This is a genomic window from Bacillus sp. RB3, assembly GCF_030164735.1.
Lineage (GTDB): Bacteria > Bacillota > Bacilli > Bacillales > Bacillaceae_G > Bacillus_A > Bacillus_A cereus.
Genome location: NZ_JASNGE010000005.1, coordinates 111,228 through 133,364, shown reverse-complemented (window position 1 = coordinate 133,364; position 22,137 = coordinate 111,228). Strand labels below are relative to the sequence as shown.

Below are 22,137 nucleotides of genomic sequence, written 5' to 3'. Positions count from 1 at the left end.
CGGGCTTCTTTTTTATACAAGTAACGGTAATTTCATAACAGCCTCTTCAACCGAACGCACTATATGATTTGCTTTCTCCTTTACATATGGATGGGCATGATGAAGAGTAAATGAATGCGGGGTTACTTCAAACATAGAAATATCATTGAAAGAATCTCCAATACAAGCAACTTCATTTGCTTCAATTTGCAAATAATCCATTAGTCGCTTTAGAGCACTCCCCTTACTCACGCCTCTTGGCATAATATCAACATAGCGTTTACCTGATATAAAAACTTCCGCTTCGCCTTGAAACGTATCTCGTAGCTCTTGATCTAACGTCACAATTTTCTCTTCTTCTCCAAAAACAAACAATTTTGCAGGGTGTACAGTCTTACCAAACTCTTCTTCTAACGCTTCAATTTCAGCGATGTGCACGCCCATATATGCTTCAAAATTATGGTGATGTTCATTCTTCCTTTTTGTATATCGCTGCTCATTTGCACAAACAATATCCGCTAGTCCTTTTTTATGTATATATCGATATATTTCCTGGGCAACCACATTTTCAAAACTCGATTCATGAAATAAATTTCCATCTGGAAGTAACATTGTCGCTCCATTTAAGCCAGTTGTGTAATATGGGAATGCAAACCTTTTTACAACTTCATCAATTCTGTGTGTAAAGCGGCCAGAGGCAAAACAAATATTTGTCCCTTTCTCAGCTAACCAACACAGCGCACGTTCATCTTCTTTTTGCATATGATTCACATCGTAAACGAGCGTGTCATCTAAATCACTTACAAATAATTTAATCATGTCCTCTTCCCCTTTCATACACAATATCTACTCTAAGTGTACACAAAAAATGTTTGATTTTTGTTAAAAAATAATAAATTTTTGCTAAAAAAAATAAACGGGTGTATAATCCCGTTTATTTTTGTCTTTTTACATTTTGAGGTCTTACAATACTTGGTCGTACTTTTAAACTAGACATCGTTGGACGGAGTAAAATTTTTGTTAACGCGCCCCAATCAAATGGTAAAAACGGCCATAAATAAGGTGTTTGTAAACTTTTTATAGACGTTAAAAATAAAATTAATATCGTCATACCAATTACAAATCCCATCTCATGGAAGAGACCTGTTAAAATAATAACAAACAATTTCCCAACCTTATTCCCTAATCCTAGTTCATAACTCGGTGTTGCATATGCACCAACCATCGAAACTGCTACATACAAAATTACTTCTGGCACAAACAAACCTACATCAATTGCAATTTGACCAATTAATATAGCGGAAATCAACCCTGCTGCAGACGATAACGGCGTTGGAGTATGAATGGCTGCCATCCTTAAAAACTCAAGTCCGACCTCTGCCATTAACACCTGTAATAAAATTGGTAAATGCGTCATCTTAGTCGGTCCAATAAAAGCAAGATTTGCTGGCAAAAGAGTTGGATCAAATACAAACACTAACCAAAATGGTAATAAAAATAACGAGAATATAACACCTAAAAAGCGCACCCAGCGTAAAAATGTACCGACAGCTGGATTTTGTCTAAACTCTTCCGCGTGCTGTAAATGATGAAAATATGTTGTCGGTGTAATCATAGCACTTGGCGATGTGTCAACAAGTACTAACACATGTCCTTCTAGTAGATGATTTGCTGCTACATCTGGCCTTTCTGTATATCGAATAAGTGGGAATGGGTTATAGCTTTGCTTTACAACAAATTCTTCTACTGTTTTATCCGCCATCGTAATTCCATCTACATCGATGTTATTTAATTCTTGTTTTATAATCTTTACTAAATCTGGATTTGCAACATCTTGAACGTATGTAATACAAATATCCGTTTGCGATCTATCTCCTACTCGAACCATTTCATTTCGAAGACGTGGATCTCGAATTCTCCTACGAATTAACGCTGTATTTACAACGATATTTTCAACAAATCCATCCCTCGCACCTCGTACTACCTTTTCGGTATCCGGTTCTGTCGGTGTTCGCCCTGGATAACTACGAACATCGATCGCGAACGCTTCCGTTTCACCTTCCACAAATATCACGATCAGTCCTGATAATACTTGGAGCATTACCTCATCCATCGTTTTCACTTTACTTACTTGTTGATGGATTAAGCGATTCTCTAAAAGCTTCACTGTATCTTCTTCTACATCCCTTATCTCATTTGTATCCACCGCTTCTTCTAAAATAGGGATAATATAATTTGTATCACAAAGTCCGTTTACAAATAACACACCAATTTCTTTATTCAAAATTTGAAATTTACGAATGCCGACATCGTATGTAACGCCTAGTCCAACTGTCTGCTTTAAATAATTTTCATTGTCACTTATGAAAGTTGATATAGGGATATCCACTTTTTTAGGCTTCGTCATAAAAACCACTCCTTTCCAAAATTAATTGAATTGCTTTCTTCGTAATAGGTGATCCCCTCTCCCATTCATCATTTCCACACATCTTACCAATGTCACCGACTCCAATAATGACAGGAACATTTAAATCGTCTAAACAATATATTGTATCTCCGCTAATCCTGCCAATTTCACCATCTGGAAGTCCAAATTTATCAACACCGTATTCGGTTAAATTCCCGTTCCGATCTACACTTACATCTACACGTGCCCATTCCCAATGATGCGTATTAGACGCTACTGCTAAAATACCGAGCACATCAATTTGTTTATGGGTAGCCACATATTTTAATGCCTTTTCACCAGATCCTTCTCCAATAAATCCACTGTCATCAAACATGACAAATACAGGGTCATATGGCGTTTGCATAATAAGCTCAACAACTTTTTTCCCTGTCAATTTGGTTGGATTACTTTGTGATGCTGAAATACACCTTCCCCCAAATTCCTTCGTTAAAAGCTCAATTGTCCGCTTTGCATATTCATCTCCATCTGTGACCAAAACAACCCTTCGTCTCATTTGATTTATCCTTTCGGTTTACATATAAGTGCTATAAAAAATGAAAACAATATCGCTGCGGAAATGCCCGCAGACGTTAAACTAAACATGCCAATACCAATTCCTAAATATCCATGTTTTTCTGCTGCATGCATTGCTCCGTGCAATAGTGAATGTCCAAAACTTGTAATAGGGACTGTCGCTCCAGCACCTGCAAATTTTATTAGTTTATCGTACAATCCAAATCCATCTAAAATTGCTCCGATGACTACAAAAGTTGCCATTAAATGAGCTGGTGTTAACTTTACGAAATCTAACAATAGTTGCCCAATTAAACAAATAGCTCCACCTACAAGAAATGCATATATAAAATCCACAATTCACTCTCCTTTAACTCTCTCAAATACGACACCATGTGCAATTGTTGGAATCGTTTCCTTCTGTTGCATCATCATCGGGCTTAATAATGCACCAGTCGCAACGACAAAAATTCGTTGTAAATTCCCTTTTTGCATCTCGTGTAATAAATGGCCATACGTAACAACTGCTGAACAAGCGCAACCACTACCACCTGCAAACACTTCTTCTTGACTTGATTCATAAATCATCAATCCACAATCATTGTATATATGCCCAAGATCATAACCTTCCTCAAGTAAAAGTTGTTTCGCAATCGGCGTCCCAACAGCTGATAAATCACCCGTAACAATCAAATCATAATCATTGGCACTTCTTCTTAAATCTTCAAAATGTTGTTGAATTGTATGAGCTGCTGCTGGAGCCATCGCTGCCCCCATATCCAAAGGATTTGTAATTCCTAAATCTTGCACTTTTCCGATTGTAGCTGACGTAATTTTAATTGCACTTTTTTCATTGCTAATTAATATAGATCCTGCACCAGTCACAGTTGAATTTGCTGTCCCTGGTTTTTGCCCACCGTACTCTGTTGGATAGCGAAATTGTCTTTCAGCCGTTGCATTATGACTGCTTACTGTAGCTAAGACACGATTTGCAAATCCACCGTCTATAAAAGCTGAGCCAACTGCTAAAGTCTCCATAGACGTTGCACAAGCGCTAAACATTCCTAAAAAAGGAATGCCCCACTTACGCGCAACATAATTTGCTGTCACTGTTTGATTTAATAAATCTCCCGCTAAAAAGAAATCAATTTGCGATGTTTTTATATTCCCTTTTTGCACTGCTTGTTGAATTGAGTCTGACATTAATCTTCGTTCGGCGAGCTCCCAATTTTCTTCTCCACAATGCAAGTCATCATATGAAATATCAAATTTTTTCCCAAGAGGGCCCTCAGCTTCTTTCGGACCGACAGCAGTACCCGTTGCATTCACATATATATCATTTTGAAATACCCACGTTTGTTTTCCGGTCAACCTCATACTAGCCCCTCCTTTAAGACATAAAAATTTTAAAGGTATACCTTATTAACCCAATGATATATGCACCAACAACCCCAAATACAATCACACTTCCTGCCAGTTTAAACATATTTGTAGCAATCCCTAGAACAACCCCTTCGCTCTTATGTTCTAAGGCAGCGCTCGCCATAGAATTTGCAAATCCTGTTACCGGTACCGCTGATCCTGCTCCAGCAAATTGACCGATTTTATCATATACACCACACCCTGTTAAAATCGCGGATAATAAAACAAGGGTTGCAACAGTTGGGTTTCCTGCCTCTTGTTCACTGAAGTGAAAATAATGTATATAAAATTTCATCAATACTTCTCCAACTGTGCAAATGAGTCCACCTACAAGAAATGCTTTGATACAATTTAGTAAATAGTTTGGCTTTGGATGATACTCCTTCACTTTATTTATGTAATCATCCTTCAATTTCTGACTTGTCATTTATATACTGCCTCCTACTTTACGAAATAAATCCAGTGAAACAACGAGCCTATTACTTTCCCAAGTACAAGAGCAACGAGTAAAACAATAATCTTCCCCTCCACCCCTACTCGTTTCGCTAAAATAGGCAGAACATTTAACACCTCTGTTAATGCCGCAGCAAGCATTCCAATGAACGTGCCACAAAATATCCCTAATATAACGAGCCAATATTGCGACGTTTGAAATGTAATGTTTTTCAAACTGCACCAAGCCCCTGTTAAAGTACCTGCAATGACTGCCCACTCAAAATATTGAATATGCTTTCCACTTCTCGTTAATTGGGCTAAACGGGGGATTATACCAAGTACAGCTAAAAATGCGACATATCCGCTACCTACCGCAATCCCTCCAGCTAAACCAATTAAAATAACAAATCCAGACTCAATCATCGGTAAGTTGTTTCATATTATCCTTGTTTTCATTAACGATTACATACTGATCAAGTGACTGTTGGTATTGAAACATCTCAACTTCTAGCGGACTCGGCTCTTCATTAATTCGCTTTTGAAATACATGATTAAAGAATAAAACCATCCCTAAGCCAAGACCTAAAGAATAAGGAATTTGAAATAAAAGTGGTTGCGCATTAAATTCTCCAGTAATCATGTAATATAACCGTTGATGTACTTGTTGCATACTTACATCTTCATGGAAATAAATGATCGCAAGGGCCGCTCCAATGAAAAGTAACAGCCATACAAGCCCGAAAAAAATTGGGTGTGTCTTCTTTTTTTCGTATATAATTTCAACAAGAGTTTGTCCAGAACCGAGTAAATTAATTTGTAGATGAGATGCTTTCTGTTGAATAATCTCAATTACTTTCATAACATCAATTACAACATGCGTCTTATCATGCGCTGTTATTTTGTAAACTATCTCATTTTGTAACAACTCAACTACGGAAGAATCTCCGGCAAGTTGAGCAACATCGCCCAGCTTTACTTCATAAGTAGGAGAAACTTTTAAACGATTGCGCATTTTAATATAAATCGTTTGTTCCAACTTTCATTCACCCCTTCACTCTTCCTCGTAGTTGTAGTATGGTTATTGAATTTTTTTCTAATACAATTTTTTCATAAAAAAACATCTGCACCATTTCGGTACAGATGTTTTTTACTTATGCCTTTTTCTTAAATAAGTTTGCAATACTTAATGCAAGCCCTCCCCAAATGACTACTATTCCAATAACCATCATCATAATTGCTGATCCACTCATTATGAAACACCTCGATCTTTCCATTCTTTTTCAAGCTTGGCAGAATCCGAATGTATTTGTGCATTCCATTTCTTTAGACTAATAATTAGCGCAACGATAAGGAAGGCTGCTGCTATCGACCAACCATACGTTACAACAAACTCAGTCGGATAATCTCCATAATTCTTTTTAATATTTTGGATTGTACCATCAATTAGCATATACCCTAACATAAGCGGAGTAATAACGAGTAAACTCACTCTCCAAAACGTTCCTAATTTAATATCAGATACAAAGTTTGCATGATTTTGATAAACTGGTAAATGACGTAAAATGAGCCCTATCGTCACTACTTCCGCAAGTGCAATTGTAATTAATCCGAAATTATTAGCGAAATAGTCGACAACATCTAAGAACATAAGCCCACCACGTGTTGCAAATACAAGAGAAACTAACACGAGAAGGGTTCCCATAATTCCAATGGTTTTTTCCCGACTTAAACTGAATTTTTCAGATACAGCGGCAAAACATACTTCCGCGAGTGAAATAAGTGATGTGATTCCAGCAACCGTTAACGATAAGAAAAATAATACACCAAACAACGGTGACATCGGCAATTCATTAATAATTTGCGGAAATACTACGAACGCAAGCCCAACGCCAGCACTTGCTACTTTATCAACCGGTACTCCCATATTATTCGCCATAAATCCAAGAGCTGCAAAGACCCCAATACCTGCTAATAATTCAAATCCTGAGTTTGCAAATCCAGTAATAAAGGCATTATTTGTTGTATCCGAGTTTTTCGGTAAATAACTAGAATACGTAATCATAATTCCAAATGCTAAAGATAAACTAAAGAATATTTGACCATAAGCAGCAAGCCATACTTTCCCATCAAAAATACGACTCCAATCTGGTTTAAAGAATGCATCTAGTCCTTGCATAGCACCTTCCATCGTCACTGCACGAACGACGATAATAAGGAACATAACAACTAATAAAGGAATAAATATACGGTTAACAACTTCTATTCCTTTTTTAACTCCTTTAAATGCAACGCCAAGCACAATAATCCAAACGAGAGCTAATGGAATTAATACTTCCGGTACAAGTCCTCCAAATTGCCCTGGCTTATCTGCAACATGTAAGTACTCTTTAAATAAAAATGATTGCGTGTCTTTTCCCCATGCTCCAGTAATTGCAAAGTATGTATACGATATAGACCAAGCAATAATCACTGCATAATATGTTGAAACGATAAATGTTACGCACATTTGCCACCATCCAATAAATTCGGCACGCGGGCTAATACGGAAAAATGTAAGTGGTGCTGAACCACGATGACGATGACCAAGGGCAAACTCAAACGCTAACAATGAAATACCAGTCGTTAATAATGCAAATAAGTACGGTAAAAAGAATGCTCCTCCTCCATTTTCATACGCTGTATAAGGAAAACGCCATATGTTTCCTAATCCAACGGCAGATCCGACCGCTGCAAAAATAAATCCAGCTCTCGTTCCCCATTGTTGCCTCGTTTCCATGTTTCCTTCCCCCTTTATGACAAGTTCATACTTGGATTATATTTTAAATTGACTAAATTATCAATAAATTCTGTTAATTTTTGCGAAAATTAACATCTCTCTCCTATTAACGGCATAAAAAAATCGAATAGACAATTATTCGTCTATTCGATCTTTCATCTGTTTTAATATTTTCTTTTCAAGTCTTGAAACTTGTACTTGCGAAATGCCTATGCGCTCTGCTACTTCTGACTGTGTTTGATCTTTATAGTAACGCAAGTATACAATTAAGCGCTCTCGTTCATCTAGTTCTCTAATCGCTTCTTTTAAAGCAATTTTATCGAACCATTTCGTTTCAGATTGATCTGCAATTTGATCTAAAATAGTGATTGGATCTCCATCGTTTTCATATACAGTTTCATGTATAGACGAAGGGGCCCGGCTCGCTTCTTGTGCTAGAACAACTTCCTCTGGCGTTAGTTCTAGTGCCTCTGCCACTTCATTAATCGTTGGAGCCCTTCCGAATTCTTTCGAAAGCTCATCTCTCATCTTTCGAATTTTGTTTCCTGTTTCTTTTAAAGACCTACTAACTTTCACTGATCCATCATCACGTAAGAAACGTTGTATTTCACCAATAATCATTGGAACTGCATATGTTGAAAATTTCACGTCGAAAGATAAATCAAATTTATCTACCGATTTCAAGAGCCCAATACATCCAATTTGAAATAGGTCGTCTGGTTCGTATCCTCGATTAAGAAACCGCTGTACAACCGACCAAACGAGGCGCATATTACTTTGAACGATTGTATCTCTCGCTTGTTGATCTCCATCTTGACTTTTTTGAATTAACGCTTTTAGCTCGTGGTCCTTTAACTGAGGTTTCTTCTTCTCATTTTTGACCTCTATGTCCATAGGCTATTCTCCTTAATTGCATAGAGCGTTACTATTTGATAAGTATTTTGTCAAATGGATTGTTGTCCCGAAAGATTCGTTTGAAATAACTTCTACTTCATCCATAAAATTTTCCATGATAGTAAATCCCATTCCGGAACGCTCTAATTCAGGTTTAGTTGTAAAAAGGGGTTGTCTCGCTTCATCTAAGTTAAAGATTCCAATCCCTTCATCTCGAATCGTGAGTTTCACCATTGCTTCTTCCAAAATTACAGAAATATAAACAATACCTTCTGCATTTCCTTCGTATCCATGAATAATTGCATTTGTAACCGCTTCTGACACAACTGTTTTAATCTCCGTTAATTCTTCCATCGTTGGATCTAGTTGTGCAATGAAAGCCGCTACTGTAACGCGAGCGAACGATTCATTTTGACTTAATGCTGAAAATTGAAGGTTCATTTCATTTCTCATCTATGCCACCCCCAACGTCGCGAGCGCGTGCGCTTCACTTTCTTCTAAGCGAACGATTTTGAATAAGCCCGACATTTCAAATAAACGCTTAACAGGCGGTGAAATTGCACAAACAACCATTTCTCCACCTAATCCCTTTACGTGTTTATATCGGCCTAATATAACACCTAGACCAGAACTATCCATAAAAGATAAGTTCTCTAGGCTCAAAACAATATGATGAACACCATGTGTCTCAATCATATCTGTTACTTTCGTTCGCAACTCTTCAGCCGTATGATGATCTAATTCACCCTCTAGTCTCACACATAGGACGTCACGTTTTACTTCTAATTGCATGGAAAGACTCACACGATTTCCTCCTTATGCTCAAACTTTACTTATTCACATACATAAAGATTTTCGTGATACAAAATAAGAATCCTTCCTGCTGACAAAAGAAGAACTATTTCGTCATAAAGTGAAACCTTTCAGCATTATTCACTTACATACGAATAGAAAAGCGGCAAAATATTTGCCGCTATTTTGATGTTGAAAACATCCCAAAACTTCTTTTAAATAACTCCCACCAGCTCGCTGCAGCAACATCTTCTTTTGCTACAATTGTTTGTTTTAATAAAACATCTTTATCTTTTTTAATAACAAGTGTACCAAGCGCGTCACCTTTTTTAATCGGTGCTTTTACTTTCTTTTCAGCAATTACTTCTTGTTTTACCTTGTCCATATTCTCGCCCTTCTTCATAAGAAGAGAAACATTATCTGATGCAACTAAATCTACTTTTTCTTTTTTCCCTTTCCCTACTTGAACTGTCTTAATTTTTTCGCCGCGCGTATACAATTTCTTTGTCATATATTGACCAAATGCATAGTCAAGAAGCTTCGTCACTTGGTTGTTCCGTTCTTTTGATGTTGGTGCTCCCATGACAACTGAAATGACACGCATGCCATTTTTTTCAGCCGATGCTGTTAAACAATATTTCGCTTCTGTCGTAAAACCTGTTTTTACTCCATCTACGCCAGGATAAAAACGTACTAGCTTATTCGTATTAACGAGCCAAAACTTTTTATCCGTATCTTCACGTAAATAATCTTCGTACTTACCTGTATATTTACGAATAAGTGGATACTTCATCAATTCTCTCGCCATTATAGCCATATCATTTGCTGTCGAATAATGGTCTTTGGCCGGAAGACCTGTTGGGTTTTGAAAATGTGTATTTTTCAGCCCTAGATCTTTCGCCTTTTTGTTCATCATATCTACAAATCCTTCTTCTGAACCTGAGATATGCTCGGCTACTGCAACAGATGCGTCATTTCCAGATGCAATTGCAATACCCTTTAACATCTCGTTTACAGTCATCTCTTCCCCAGGTTCTAAAAAGATTTGCGATCCACCCATTGAAGCTGCATGTTCGCTCGCTCTAACTTTATCGGTCAGTTTTAGTTTTCCTTTTTCAACTTGTTCCATAATTAAAAGCATTGTCATAATCTTTGTCATACTAGCAGGTGGTAATTTTTCATTTGGGTTTTTATCAAATAAAACTTTACCTGTATCTTGCTCAATTACGATTGCTGACGACGCTTGTTCCGCTAACTTCGGTGTTGTTTCTTCTGTTTTCTCCTGCTTCGTTTTCTCAGATTGTGCGAAACTCACTGAAGTTCCAGAAAGCAATAACATGAAACAAACAAGTATTCCAAAAACTCGCTTCATGACTAACCCTCCATTCTATATCAGACCTATTTTTTCCAATTTACCTTTTTTTAATACCAAATTTTTCTAACATTTTCAGTTGACAAATACATTCGTCCCCTATATTGTATTAAGTGTATTACACACAGTAGTACACTTAATACATATGAGGAAGGAGACATTGCTCTTGCATATTCAACTTGACCCAAGAAGCAACACTCCGATATGGGAACAAATTGTTCAAAATATAAAAGAACTCGTATTGAAAAACATGTTGGCTCCAAGTGATAAACTTCCTTCTGTACGCGAACTCGCTTCTTTACTCGTTATAAATCCAAATACAGTGAGTAAAGCGTATCAAGAGTTAGAGCGACAAGGAATTATTGAAACGTTACGAGGAAAAGGAACATTTGTATCCCAATCGATTACCCCAACATTAGACGAAAGGAAAATCGCTATGGTTGAAAAGCAATTTCATCAATTACTATTAGAAGCCTCTTATCTTGGTATTACGAAAGATAAAATTCATGATTGGATAGATTCATACTATAAAGAGATTGGAGGGAATACGGATGTTGAAAGTGACAAGCTTGAAGAAAACAATTGATAATCAAACAATTTTAGACGATGTTTCTTTCACATTGCAAAGAGGGAGTATCATCGGATTACTCGGAAGAAATGGCGCGGGAAAAACAACTTTATTGCGAACGATGGTCGGTATTTTAGACCCAGACGAGGGAACTGTTACATATGAGGATATCGACATCCATAAAAATCCTGAAACGAAACAAAAAATCGTATATGTTCCGGATTCTACTAACATGCTGAACGGTTATACAGTAAAAGAAATCGTGAAGTTTTATAAATCAGTTTATACAGCATTTGATGAACCATATTTCTATGAACTACTAGAACATTTCAACTTACCAAATAAACGAATTCGTAGTTACTCAAAAGGAATGAAAGCACTGCTCGCCATCATTTTAGCCGTTTCTACAAAGGCAGAATATATCATTTTAGATGAACCGACAAATGGACTTGATCCTATCGTGAAAAGGAAAATTTTACAGTTTCTCGTTGGAGAAGTTGCAGAAAAAGAGATTACCATTTTCATCTCCACTCACCATTTAGATGAAGTAGAACAAATTGCAGATACAATTATTATATTAAAAGGCCATACTATCTCGTCTATTACATCACTAGACGATGCAAAATCACGATTTGCTAAAATACAAGTTGCTTATGAACGTTCACTACCTCAAAAACTAGAAAACTTAAGCAATATTAAAATATTAAATCAAACAGGAAAAGTATATACAATCTTAATCGAAGGAAATGTGGCTACAACACTGGAGAAGTTTTACAAAGAGCAACCTATACTTATTGAAGAATTAACAATGTCACTTGAAGATGTCTTCGTTACGACACTGGAGGAGGATGGGTATGTTTCATAAAGCGTTGTGGATGTGGAATTGGAAGCGTGGGAAATATGCTGCGTTACTTTTTCTCTTCAGTTCACTTTATTTTTTATCTTTCGAATACTATCAAGAAGCAGAAACTCAACAGTCTCTCTTTCTCCATCCAGAAAAAATAGGTGAAGAAAAGTTCTACTATCATTATTCTTTTTATTCTTCTAATTACTTTTGGTTAGGTATTATTACAATTATCCTATCCTGTATATTAATTGGATGGGAGCGAAGTAATCAAAATGGAGATTCACTTATGACATTTCCATTTAAAAGACGTGATATGTTCTTATCGAAATGGGTTTTCGGTGGATTTTTCATTGTACTATCATTTCTAATCAATTGGGGTCTTATGTATTTTATTTATAAATCTACGATTCACTTTGAATATCAATCTTTCGAACCATTTCATCGATATTTCCTGTACGCAATTTTCACATATATCGCTATCTATACTGTCTCTTTATGTATAGGTACATTTACTGGCAGTATTATTTCACAAAGCATCTTCAGCATTACTTTTTGCATAATGGGAATGGGAATCTTTTCACTCTTACTCCTTTTCTTTACAGCTCACGCTGAGGCAATACAGGGGAATAAAAGTTATACGAATTTCGAAAACATTTATAAATTCAATAAAAAGACCAACATTTCAAGCGCTATATTAGACTTTTCAATTAGTTATAATTACCACCCTACTGTCCAATCAGATGAAGATCATGGAAAAGTAATACAAAGGGGACCCACTTTTCATAGTTACTACTCTGCAAAAGTAATACTTGTTCCTATCTTCTATACTATTTCCAGCTTACTAATTGGTATGTTTCTTTATGCACGATCACCTAATGAACATAATAAGAAAATTTTCCTTTTTCCAAAATACAACTCACTCTGGATGTGGGGTACTACCTTTTATTTTGCATTAATAGGTGGGCAAATGTTAAAACGTTTTGATTTATTATTTAGTTACTATGTTGGATTCTTTTTATTTGGAATCGTCACTTATTTTATATTATCACGTCTTACAAACTATAAAGTTTTTTAAAGGAGAGATCCTATGTTTCAAAAAGCATTATGGGTGCATACCTACAAACAAAGTAAATATATTGTTTGGCTATTTTGGTTAGTAAGTTTTTATGTACTATCATATAAATACTATTTAGCAGCTGCCGAGCAATTAAAATATTTTCATGAACATAATGAATGGAAATATATATACCGATATAATTATCAACTTTCACTTCCCGATGCTATTATGGTTCAAGGAGGACTCCTTATTATATTAGCCTGTATTCTTATTGGATGGGAACGTCAAAATCAATCAAGTGACATTTTATGGTCTATGCCATTTAAACGAACACATCTCTTCATAACGAAATGGCTTTTTGGTGTGTGTAATATTGTAGCTATCGTTATACTAAATTGGGGACTTTTTGCTATTATGAAAAAGACAACCTTTCATAATAAGTATCAAATATTTTCACCATTTCATACTTACTTCTTATACATGGTTATTATCTTAATTGCTATATATACACTTGCATTATGCATAGGAACAATTGCTGGTAATATGATTTCACAAGGATTTTTCAGTGTTGCTATACTTGGATTCCCTTTTATTTTGCCGACTCTAATTGCCGGGGCTATTTCTATTCATACGGTTGGACTTATTTCCAATCATCCCGTCTATACGGAGGAAAATGTAGATCGTTACGGTTCAGTAATAGAAAAAGTGAGTATTTTAGCGCCAGTTCGCGGATTCAATATTAATTTTAATTACGATCCTCAACGTGCTTATACTGATCAACAAGGCGTACGTCATGATGAACCTAATTTTACGTATATTCCTTCAGCAACAAAACTTATCGGTCCAATCGTAAATATACTTATTCTATTACCTTTAGGAATGTACTTATATACAAGATCACCTAATGAACAAAACGGAAACTTTCTATTATATCCGAAGCTTAAAACACTATGTATGATATGTTGTGTAACCTTTATTGGAATGTTTGGAGGAATGGCAGCGGGCGGAAGTCATTCTATCGTAAATTATTATATTGGTTTTATAGGGACCAGTACGATAGTCTACCTACTATTATCTTGCTTATTAAAATTCAAATTTTCTTGGCGTGTGAAATAACCTCCTTTTAAAGGAGGTTATTTCACATTCTCTCTCCTATCCCCATACACCATCTCTTCTTTCATCCCAAATCCATCACCATTTTGCACAATTTGCTCTGTCGGTGCAACTACACTTTCAGCAATTTTCCATTCCCCACGCTCTTTCACAAATACTTGTAGAAAATAGTTCATGCCATCTAATTGATATGCATTTTCTTTTTTCACATTATAGTGAATCGCAATGTAGTACACTTGAATATTTTCTTTTCCTATTTTTGATACGTATTGCGATAGTCTCGGTATATAGAGTGCTGCTTTCTGAAAAGGTAGTTGTTTCGCTTTAACAAGCGATGAACTTGTTACATTACGTAATGTGTCCTGATTACGAATATTATCGCTATGGTGGAATAATACTGCGTTTTGCATAGAACGAACCCATAATTTCGAATATAAGACTGTATTATCGGTTTCAATGTACTTCACTTCTTTTCGTACCACTTGGATAGGCGTATCTGCGTACGTAAATGTTTGAAAATAGAAAAAACCACCAAATAAAATGGTAAGTGCAGCAATATATTTCATAATCTTTCCTCCGATCTTTTAATTAAAGTATCGGAGTTTCAAAATATTTTTATTCAAAAGAAAAAGGATAGGAATGCTTTCGCTTCCTATCCTCATTTATTATAATACGCGGCCAAATAGTTCTAAGACCATTTCTATTTCTTGGTCGCTCCAACCTTTAAATCTCTCTTTATAATATTCTTTACGCACAGCTTCAAGTTTTTCAGTTACTTCTCTTCCGTGCTCTGTAATTTCTAAATACACGATTCGACGATCTGAATTAGAACGTTTTCTTTCTACTAATCCTTTTCGTACGAGACGATCTGTAACAGCTGTAATATGACTGGAGGTTACGTTTACTTCACTCGCAATTTGCGAAGCCATCTGTGGACTCTTTAAAAATAACGCACGTAATACAGAAAATTCATTATATGGCATATGTTCTGCAAAACGTGTATTAATATCATTTTGTAATAAACGTATCATTTTTCGAAATGATGCAGATAAATCTAAAATCAGCGTTTCTCTTTTTTCGTTCAATAGCCTCGTCCCTTTTTTAACATATTTACACATATTATAATCTATAAATACCTATGTTGTACATGCTTTCTTTCCTCAACATTCTCATTTATGTAACTTTTTTCATATAAATTTCTTTTTTGTTCACACATATACATATAAAAAGGATGGTGATGGAAAATGCAGGGTGGAATGAATCCTTATTTACACAACGTACGCACAGCTAATACTGGTAAAGAAGCTACTATTACTGTACAAGGCGAAGGCGTCGTTAAAGCAAAACCGAATGTTGTTATATTAACGCTTGGCATTCGAACAGATGATAAAAATGTAAAACAGGCTCAAGAAGAAAATGCAGTGCAATCCAAACAGTTGCTGGATGCACTTAAACAGCTTGGTATTGCCGATAAAGATATAGAAACGATTTCTTATACGATCACTCCTCAATACGAATATGTAAATGATAAAGCATTGCTACAAGGATACCGCGTGGAGCATTTGTATGAAATTACCGTTTTAAATGTACAAAAAGCTGGGGAAGTATATGATATAGCCGTTTCAAATGGCGCAAATGTAGCAAAAGGTTTACGTTTCCGAGTATCTCATCCAAATAAATATTATGAGCAAGCTCTCATTCAAGCTCTGCACCAAGCAGTAGAAAAAGCTCGTGCTATTGCGAGTACATATAATTTAAATATTAATCCTGTTCCCCTCTCATTCGTTGAAGAATCTGCCCAATTACCACGGGAGGTTACGTCTTATGCTACTTTACATGCGCAAGCAGCCCCGCCCATTCAATCGGGTGAATTAGAAATCATTTCATCCATACGGGCTATTTTTACGTATTTATAACGAATTCTCTTTACAAGTAAACGTTATCATTTTACTTGTTGTAAAAACATGATGTTCTGATATAATAAAGAACGGTGAGCTCTTACAAAAGAGATATCACGGGTGGGAGAGGGATATGAAAAAGAAGGTTTAACATGAAAGGAATACTTGAAAGAACATTTAAATTAGGTTTACACGAAACATCACCAAAACAAGAAGTTTTAGCTGGAGTTACGTCATTTTTCACAATCGTATATATTATGATTGTAAATGCGTCAATCTTATCAGATGCTGGCATTCCTCTTGAAGCTGGAATTTTAGCAACTGTTTTTAGTTCATTTGTCGGATGTCTACTCATGGCATTTTGGGCAAATGCACCTGCTATTCTTGTCCCGGGTATGGGTGTAAATGCATTCTTCACGTACACAGCTGTGCATACGCTTGGACTAACTTGGCAAGAAGCATTGGCTGCTGTCTTTATCTCTGGTATTATTTTTGCAATTGCCGCTTTTACACCAATCGCTCGCGTGCTATCAGTATCAATTCCAAAGTCATTAAAGGAAGCGATTACTGTCGGCATCGGATTATTTTTAGCGTTTATCGGATTGCAAAAAGGTGGTTTAGTCGTTTCGAACCCAAATACTGCTGTGGCAATGGGGAAATTAAGTAATCCTGTCGTTCTTGCGACATTACTTACTCTTATCATTGCACTTGTATTATTTATTCGTAACGTACGTGGAAACTTTTTATGGACGATTGCAATAGGAACTGGTATCGCCTGGCTATTTGGTCTTGTGGATACGAGTCAAGTGGGAAATAGTTCATTCTCATTCGCTAATTACGGTGATGTGTTTGGAGCTATGTCATTTGGGAAACTTTCTTCTTTACCATTTTGGATTGCAACATTCTCTTTAAGCATGGTGCTTATCTTTGAGAACATGGGACTTCTGCACGGTTTATTAGAAGATGATCGTAAATTCCCACGTGCTTACCAAGCCAATGCAATTTCAGCAATGACATGTGGTCTATTTGGCACAAGTCCTACCGTTTCAACAGTAGAAAGTGCCGCAGGTATTACTGCAGGTGGTAAGACAGGTCTGACGTCTATCGTTACTGGGTTGCTATTCTTTGCATCACTGTTTGCTCTTCCATTTGTCAAATTAATTCCTGATAGTGCCATTGCACCAATCTTAATTATTATTGGCGGGCTGATGATTACAAGCATCCAACAAATTCCTCTGAATGACTTTTCAGAAGGATTTCCAGCATTCTTAATTATCGTTATGATCCCGCTCACATATAGTATCGCTGATGGCATTGCGTTCGGATTTATTGCTTACCCTATCTTAAAAGTTGCTCTTGGAAAGCGTAAAGAAGTCGCACCATCTATGTATATCATTACATGCTTATTCTTAGCTATGTTTGTATTACATGCTATTGGTTAAAAAAAACACCGAGGAAATCCTCGGTGTTTTTTTTACTTAAACCATCCTTTTTTATAAAACCAGGCCATCATTCCGCCGCCAATTAGTGCCATGATAAGTAGACAAATAAAATAACTATATTGTCCACCAAGCTCTGGCATATGCGTAAAGTTCATTCCATATACTCCCGCAATAAATGTTAATGGCATGAAAATAGTCGAGAATACAGTTAATGTTTTCATAATGTTATTCATATGATGTGAGTTTAATGAAAAATAACTATCCCGAATATCTGCTGTTAACTCTCGACTTGCTTCAATCATTTCTGTTAGTTTAAGCAAATGATCATGTATATCTTTAAAGTAAATTTCATGATCGCTTATACCATAAAAACGAGTCGAATTTAAAATACGATATAATAAATCACGCATCGGAATGATTGTACGCCTTAGCTTTGATAAATCTGCACGTATATCAAATACCTCTTCTAATACACTTCCTGCTGTCTCCCCGGTTAAATTATCATCAATTGCATTTAAATGATCCTCAATGTAATATACAGGCGCAAAATAGTCATCTACAATTTGGTCAATAATTGTATGAGCTACGTGTAAAGGACTATTTTTAATACGCTTCTTTTCTCCAAGTGTTTTCCATACTCTTTCGATTGCATTGTTATGAGAAAAGTGGAAAGAAACAATATAACGATCACTAATAAATAAATCGATTTCGTGCGGTTCTAGTCCATCTTCCCCAAATGCATGAAGAACTAAAAAGTTATATCCATCATAAAAATCAACTTTTGGCCTCTGTACATATTCTATACAGTCTTCAATTGCAAGGGGATGGAACTTAAAATGGTCTTGCAGAATATATATATACTCTTCTTTCGTTGGCTTATATAAATCTAGCCAATACCATACAATATGGTCTTTCTTTGTTTCTTCTAGAGAAACATCATATAATACTTCATCTGTTTTTGTTACTGCACAAATTCTAATCATAATTTCACCCATTATTATTATAAACAAAAAATAGTAAAAAAAGCCAAGGAGAAACCTCCTCAGCTTTTTTTATTACTTCGTTACGATACCGTGTACTAAAGTTGGTGCATCTACGTGTTCTTTAGAGATCTTCATGTTCTCATAAATTTTCGCTTTTACATCTTCAACATTTTCGCGGTTTGCGTAAATTGTAACGAGAGATTCACCTTGCTTCACGCTATCGCCTACTTTTTTGCGCAGCATTAGACCAACTGCTAAATCAATTTCAGACTCTTTCGTTGCACGTCCTGCTCCTAAAAGCATTGCTGCTGTTCCGATTTCGTCTGCAACGATTTCTGATACATATCCGTCTTCTTTCGCTTCCACTTCAATTTTAAATTGTGCTTGTGGCAATTTAGAAGGATCATCAACAACAGATGCGTCGCCGCCTTGCGCTGATAAGAACGTTTTAAATGATTCTAGCGCTTTTCCGTTGTTCATTACTTCAATTAGCTTTTCACGTGCATCTTCTAAAGATGAAGCTTGTCCAGCAAGGTACACCATTTGACTTCCAAGTGTTAAACATAGCTCTTCTAAATCTTTCGGCCCTTTACCTTGTAATGTATCAATTGCTTCTTGAACTTCTAATGCGTTACCGATAGCTTCACCGAGTGGTTGACTCATATCAGAAATAACTGCCATCGTATTACGACCAACGTTATTACCGATACGTACCATTGCTTCTGCTAAACGTTTTGCATCTTCATCCGTTTTCATAAATGCACCTGCTCCAGTTTTTACATCAAGAACAATTGCATCTGCACCAGCAGCAATTTTTTTACTCATAATCGAACTTGCAATAAGCGGAATTGAGTTTACTGTTGCTGTTACATCACGAAGTGCATATAGCTTTTTATCAGCAGGTGTTAAGTTACCACTTTGGCCGATAACAGCGATTTTGTTTTCATTTACAAGACGCATGAATTCATCGTTTTCAATTTCCACATGGAATCCTGGAACTGCTTCTAATTTATCAATTGTACCACCAGTATGTCCTAAACCGCGTCCAGACATTTTCGCTACTGGTACATCTAAAGCAGCTACTAATGGACCTAATACAAGTGTCGTTGTATCACCAACACCACCTGTTGAATGCTTATCTACTTTTACACCTTCAATAGCCGATAAGTCGATTGTATCACCGCTATTTACCATTGCCATCGTTAAATCAGCACGCTCTTGATCGTTCATATCTTGGAAGAAAATTGCCATTGCAAGTGAACTTACTTGATAATCAGGAATATCACCATTCGTATATCCTTCAACAATAAAGTTAATTTCTTCTGTCGTTAATGCATGTCCGTCACGTTTTTTTGCAATTAGGTCCACCATTCTCATTGTGAAGTCACCCCTTCATTTGTTTTACGATTGCTTTTACTAATGCTAAGAAGTTCGCTTTAACACGTTCTGTCGTTTCAATTACTTCATCGTGATGAAGTGGTTGATCTAAAATACCAGCTGCCATATTTGAAATACAAGAAATACCTAATACTTTCATACCAGCATGACGCGCTACAATTACTTCAGGTACTGTTGACATACCAACTGCATCTCCGCCAAGTGTACGAAGCATACGAATTTCAGCAGGTGTTTCATATACAGGACCTGTCATTCCCACGTATACACCTTCTTGTACTTTAATATTTAAGTCTGCTGCAACTTGTTTCGCCATTTCGCGAAGTTCTAGTGTATATGATGTAGACATATCAGGGAAACGTACGCCCATTTCAGAATCATTCGGTCCGATTAATGGATTCGTACCCATGAAGTTAATGTGGTCTGAAATTAACATAAGATCGCCTGGCTCAAATGATGTATTTACACCACCAGCTGCGTTTGTTACAACAACTGTTTCTACACCTAGTTCTTTCATAACACGAACTGGGAATGTTACTTTTTGCATGTCGTATCCTTCATAGAAGTGGAAACGTCCTTGCATTGCTACTACTGTTACACCTTGAAGTGTACCGAATACTAGTTGACCTGCATGGCCTTCTACAGTTGATACTGGGAACTCAGGGATTTCACTGTAAGGTACTGTTACTGCGTTCTCAATTTCGTCTGCTAATACACCTAGTCCTGATCCAAGGATTAGTCCTACTTGTGGTGTCTCTTGAAATTTCTCTTTTAAGTATGAAGCTGATTTTGTAATAAGTTCACGATTCATTTGTTTATCCCCCTATTTCTTTAGCTCGTTTAAGAAGCTTGTTCCGTATTCTGGCATTTTCACACCGAAGTTTTCTGCTACTGTTGCACCAATATCAGCAAATGTTTGACGAAGTGGTAACTCTTGTCCGCCTTCTTTCATGCTTGGGCTATATGCTAATAATGGTACATATTCACGTGTATGGTCAGTACCAGGGTGAATTGGATCATTACCGTGGTCTGCTGTAATTAATAATAAATCATCTTCTTTTAGTTTTGCGAATACTTCTGGAAGACGTGCATCATATTCTTGCAGAGCTTCTCCGTATCCTTGTGGATCACGGCGGTGGCCGAATAATGCATCAAAGTCAACTAAGTTTAAGAAGCTAAGACCTGTAAAGTCCATATTTAATGTATCTACAAGCTTATCCATTCCATCCATGTTAGACTTCGTACGAAGTGATTCCGTTACCCCTTCGCCATCATAAATATCAGAGATTTTACCGATAGCAATTACATCGTAGTCACTATCTTTTAATTCATTCATTACTGTACGGCCGAATGGTTTTAGTGCATAGTCATGACGGTTTGGTGTACGTGTAAAGTTTCCAGGTTCACCAACGAATGGACGAGCAATAACACGACCTACCATGTATTTCTCATCTAATGTTAATTCACGTGCAATTTTACAGATTTTATATAACTCATCAAGTGGCACTACTTCTTCGTGTGCTGCAATTTGCAATACGCTATCAGCAGAAGTATAAACGATTAAAGAGCCTGTTTCCATTTGCTCTTGACCAAGTTCATCAAGAATCTCAGTTCCTGAAGCTGGCTTATTACCGATAATTTTACGGCCTGTTTTTTCTTCTAATTCATCAAGTAATTCTTTCGGGAATCCTTCCGGGAACACTTGGAATGGTGTATCAATGTAAAGGCCCATGATTTCCCAGTGACCTGTCATTGTATCTTTACCAGTAGATTTCTCTTGCATTTTTGTGTAATATCCAAGTGGTTTCTCTACTTTAGAGATACCTTTCATTTCTCGAATGTTACCAAGACCTAATTTCACCATGTTAGGCATTTGTAACCCATTCATATGTTCAGCAATGTGACCAATTGTGTCAGATCCTAAATCACCAAATTGCTCAGCATCTGGTGCTTCACCGATTCCCACAGAGTCCATTACGACTAGGAATATACGTTTATATTTATTCATAACTGCGACCTCCTATAAGTTCAGTTCTACTTCTTGTAGTATGTTCAAAACGCTATAAAGTGAAACTGTTATCCAAAAGAATTCTCATTGTCAAACAGTACTTCTTTAAATCATTTTCTAACCTATTTCGTTTACTTGAAACGATTCAAAAACATTTCTAGTTTTTTCTAAGTCAGATGTCAGACATCTGATAC

General features: G+C 36.4%; 26 protein-coding genes. 6 read left to right on the top strand and 20 right to left on the bottom strand.

Features of this window, described 5'->3' with window-relative positions; genetic code table 11:
• Window positions 1–12 precede the first annotated feature (12 nt).
• The 14 genes from QO049_RS09715 to dacF form a co-directional block, all read right to left on the bottom strand.
• Complete coding sequence (locus tag QO049_RS09715) at window positions 13–816, bottom strand: Cof-type HAD-IIB family hydrolase (RefSeq protein ID WP_002062280.1); 804 nt, start codon at window positions 814–816, stop codon at window positions 13–15.
• Between the two features lie 97 nt (window positions 817–913).
• Window positions 914–2,386 carry a spore germination protein SpoVAF gene (spoVAF, locus tag QO049_RS09710; RefSeq protein ID WP_000165596.1) on the bottom strand — a complete coding sequence of 491 codons (1,473 nt, stop codon included), beginning with the start codon at window positions 2,384–2,386 and terminating at the stop codon, window positions 914–916.
• Window positions 2,373–2,942: a stage V sporulation protein SpoVABEA gene (spoVAEA, locus tag QO049_RS09705; protein WP_246961089.1), complete on the bottom strand. Its 570-nt coding sequence runs from the start codon at window positions 2,940–2,942 to the stop codon at window positions 2,373–2,375. Before spoVAEA ends, spoVAF begins: the two co-directional genes overlap by 14 nt.
• Window positions 2,943–2,947: 5 nt before the next feature.
• Window positions 2,948–3,298 (bottom strand): stage V sporulation protein AE, encoded by a 351-nt coding sequence (spoVAE, locus tag QO049_RS09700; RefSeq protein WP_000345904.1) that lies wholly within the window; start codon window positions 3,296–3,298, stop codon window positions 2,948–2,950.
• Between the two features lie 3 nt (window positions 3,299–3,301).
• Window positions 3,302–4,318: a stage V sporulation protein AD gene (gene spoVAD, locus QO049_RS09695; RefSeq protein WP_246961093.1), complete on the bottom strand. Its 1,017-nt coding sequence runs from the start codon at window positions 4,316–4,318 to the stop codon at window positions 3,302–3,304.
• 13 nt (window positions 4,319–4,331) lie between these two features.
• The gene (gene spoVAC / locus QO049_RS09690) at window positions 4,332–4,790 is read right to left on the bottom strand and encodes a stage V sporulation protein AC (RefSeq protein ID WP_000203810.1); all 459 of its coding nucleotides are present in this window, start codon (window positions 4,788–4,790) and stop codon (window positions 4,332–4,334) included.
• 14 nt (window positions 4,791–4,804) lie between these two features.
• A complete protein-coding gene (gene spoVAB / locus QO049_RS09685; protein ID WP_000572936.1) occupies window positions 4,805–5,221 on the bottom strand; it encodes a stage V sporulation protein SpoVAB in 417 nt (138 codons plus the stop codon).
• Window positions 5,214–5,834 (bottom strand): stage V sporulation protein AA, encoded by a 621-nt coding sequence (locus QO049_RS09680; RefSeq protein ID WP_000438366.1) that lies wholly within the window; start codon window positions 5,832–5,834, stop codon window positions 5,214–5,216. The genes spoVAB and QO049_RS09680 overlap by 8 nt, the downstream gene beginning before the upstream one ends.
• A gap of 115 nt (window positions 5,835–5,949) precedes the next feature.
• Window positions 5,950–6,048 (bottom strand): methionine/alanine import family NSS transporter small subunit, encoded by a 99-nt coding sequence (locus QO049_RS09675; protein ID WP_000016826.1) that lies wholly within the window; start codon window positions 6,046–6,048, stop codon window positions 5,950–5,952.
• Window positions 6,048–7,574: a sodium-dependent transporter gene (locus tag QO049_RS09670; protein WP_246961096.1), complete on the bottom strand. Its 1,527-nt coding sequence runs from the start codon at window positions 7,572–7,574 to the stop codon at window positions 6,048–6,050. The genes QO049_RS09675 and QO049_RS09670 overlap by 1 nt, the downstream gene beginning before the upstream one ends.
• Before the next feature lie 135 nt (window positions 7,575–7,709).
• Window positions 7,710–8,468 (bottom strand): RNA polymerase sporulation sigma factor SigF, encoded by a 759-nt coding sequence (gene sigF, locus QO049_RS09665; protein WP_000350729.1) that lies wholly within the window; start codon window positions 8,466–8,468, stop codon window positions 7,710–7,712.
• 12 nt (window positions 8,469–8,480) lie between these two features.
• Window positions 8,481–8,921 carry an anti-sigma F factor gene (spoIIAB, locus tag QO049_RS09660; protein ID WP_001243398.1) on the bottom strand — a complete coding sequence of 147 codons (441 nt, stop codon included), beginning with the start codon at window positions 8,919–8,921 and terminating at the stop codon, window positions 8,481–8,483.
• On the bottom strand, window positions 8,922–9,272 hold the full coding sequence (gene spoIIAA, locus QO049_RS09655; RefSeq protein WP_000059135.1) for an anti-sigma F factor antagonist: 351 nt from the start codon (window positions 9,270–9,272) through the stop codon (window positions 8,922–8,924).
• 169 nt (window positions 9,273–9,441) lie between these two features.
• Window positions 9,442–10,632: a serine-type D-Ala-D-Ala carboxypeptidase DacF gene (dacF, locus tag QO049_RS09650; RefSeq protein ID WP_284489262.1), complete on the bottom strand. Its 1,191-nt coding sequence runs from the start codon at window positions 10,630–10,632 to the stop codon at window positions 9,442–9,444.
• A 166-nt stretch (window positions 10,633–10,798) separates the two neighbouring features.
• On the opposite strand from dacF, the gene QO049_RS09645 reads away from it, so the two are divergent.
• Genes QO049_RS09645 through QO049_RS09630 form a run of 4 tightly spaced genes read left to right on the top strand, consistent with a single transcriptional unit; the run spans window position 10,799 to window position 14,220 of the window.
• Complete coding sequence (locus QO049_RS09645) at window positions 10,799–11,218, top strand: GntR family transcriptional regulator (protein ID WP_000548027.1); 420 nt, start codon at window positions 10,799–10,801, stop codon at window positions 11,216–11,218.
• Window positions 11,184–12,065 (top strand): ABC transporter ATP-binding protein, encoded by an 882-nt coding sequence (locus tag QO049_RS09640; RefSeq protein ID WP_000922147.1) that lies wholly within the window; start codon window positions 11,184–11,186, stop codon window positions 12,063–12,065. Before QO049_RS09645 ends, QO049_RS09640 begins: the two co-directional genes overlap by 35 nt.
• Window positions 12,055–13,122, top strand: a complete 1,068-nt coding sequence (locus QO049_RS09635; RefSeq protein WP_284489261.1) for an ABC transporter permease — start codon at window positions 12,055–12,057, stop codon at window positions 13,120–13,122. The genes QO049_RS09640 and QO049_RS09635 overlap by 11 nt, the downstream gene beginning before the upstream one ends.
• Before the next feature lie 12 nt (window positions 13,123–13,134).
• Window positions 13,135–14,220 (top strand): ABC-2 transporter permease, encoded by a 1,086-nt coding sequence (locus QO049_RS09630; protein ID WP_098294556.1) that lies wholly within the window; start codon window positions 13,135–13,137, stop codon window positions 14,218–14,220.
• 17 nt (window positions 14,221–14,237) lie between these two features.
• Here the strand turns inward: QO049_RS09630 and QO049_RS09625 are convergent, their stop codons facing one another.
• Both QO049_RS09625 and QO049_RS09620 read right to left on the bottom strand, forming a co-directional pair.
• The gene (locus QO049_RS09625; RefSeq protein ID WP_000873784.1) at window positions 14,238–14,783 is read right to left on the bottom strand and encodes a hypothetical protein; all 546 of its coding nucleotides are present in this window, start codon (window positions 14,781–14,783) and stop codon (window positions 14,238–14,240) included.
• Between the two features lie 99 nt (window positions 14,784–14,882).
• The gene (locus QO049_RS09620) at window positions 14,883–15,302 is read right to left on the bottom strand and encodes a MarR family winged helix-turn-helix transcriptional regulator (RefSeq protein WP_001003305.1); all 420 of its coding nucleotides are present in this window, start codon (window positions 15,300–15,302) and stop codon (window positions 14,883–14,885) included.
• Between the two features lie 159 nt (window positions 15,303–15,461).
• Between QO049_RS09620 and QO049_RS09615 the strand changes: the two genes are divergently transcribed.
• Window positions 15,462–16,133, top strand: a complete 672-nt coding sequence (locus QO049_RS09615) for an SIMPL domain-containing protein (protein WP_001161448.1) — start codon at window positions 15,462–15,464, stop codon at window positions 16,131–16,133.
• 134 nt (window positions 16,134–16,267) lie between these two features.
• Complete coding sequence (locus QO049_RS09610; protein ID WP_000676240.1) at window positions 16,268–17,557, top strand: NCS2 family permease; 1,290 nt, start codon at window positions 16,268–16,270, stop codon at window positions 17,555–17,557.
• A gap of 32 nt (window positions 17,558–17,589) precedes the next feature.
• Here QO049_RS09610 and corA read toward each other — a convergent pair whose 3' ends face one another.
• The 4 genes from corA to deoB are packed head-to-tail and all read right to left on the bottom strand — an operon-like array spanning window position 17,590 to window position 21,943.
• Window positions 17,590–18,552 carry a magnesium/cobalt transporter CorA gene (corA, locus tag QO049_RS09605; protein WP_246961107.1) on the bottom strand — a complete coding sequence of 321 codons (963 nt, stop codon included), beginning with the start codon at window positions 18,550–18,552 and terminating at the stop codon, window positions 17,590–17,592.
• Window positions 18,553–18,612: 60 nt separating this feature from the next.
• Window positions 18,613–19,917: a pyrimidine-nucleoside phosphorylase gene (locus QO049_RS09600; protein ID WP_001243069.1), complete on the bottom strand. Its 1,305-nt coding sequence runs from the start codon at window positions 19,915–19,917 to the stop codon at window positions 18,613–18,615.
• Window positions 19,918–19,924: 7 nt separating this feature from the next.
• Window positions 19,925–20,746, bottom strand: a complete 822-nt coding sequence (locus tag QO049_RS09595; protein WP_246961110.1) for a purine-nucleoside phosphorylase — start codon at window positions 20,744–20,746, stop codon at window positions 19,925–19,927.
• Window positions 20,747–20,758: 12 nt separating this feature from the next.
• The gene (deoB, locus tag QO049_RS09590; RefSeq protein WP_001046079.1) at window positions 20,759–21,943 is read right to left on the bottom strand and encodes a phosphopentomutase; all 1,185 of its coding nucleotides are present in this window, start codon (window positions 21,941–21,943) and stop codon (window positions 20,759–20,761) included.
• Window positions 21,944–22,137 lie beyond the last annotated feature (194 nt).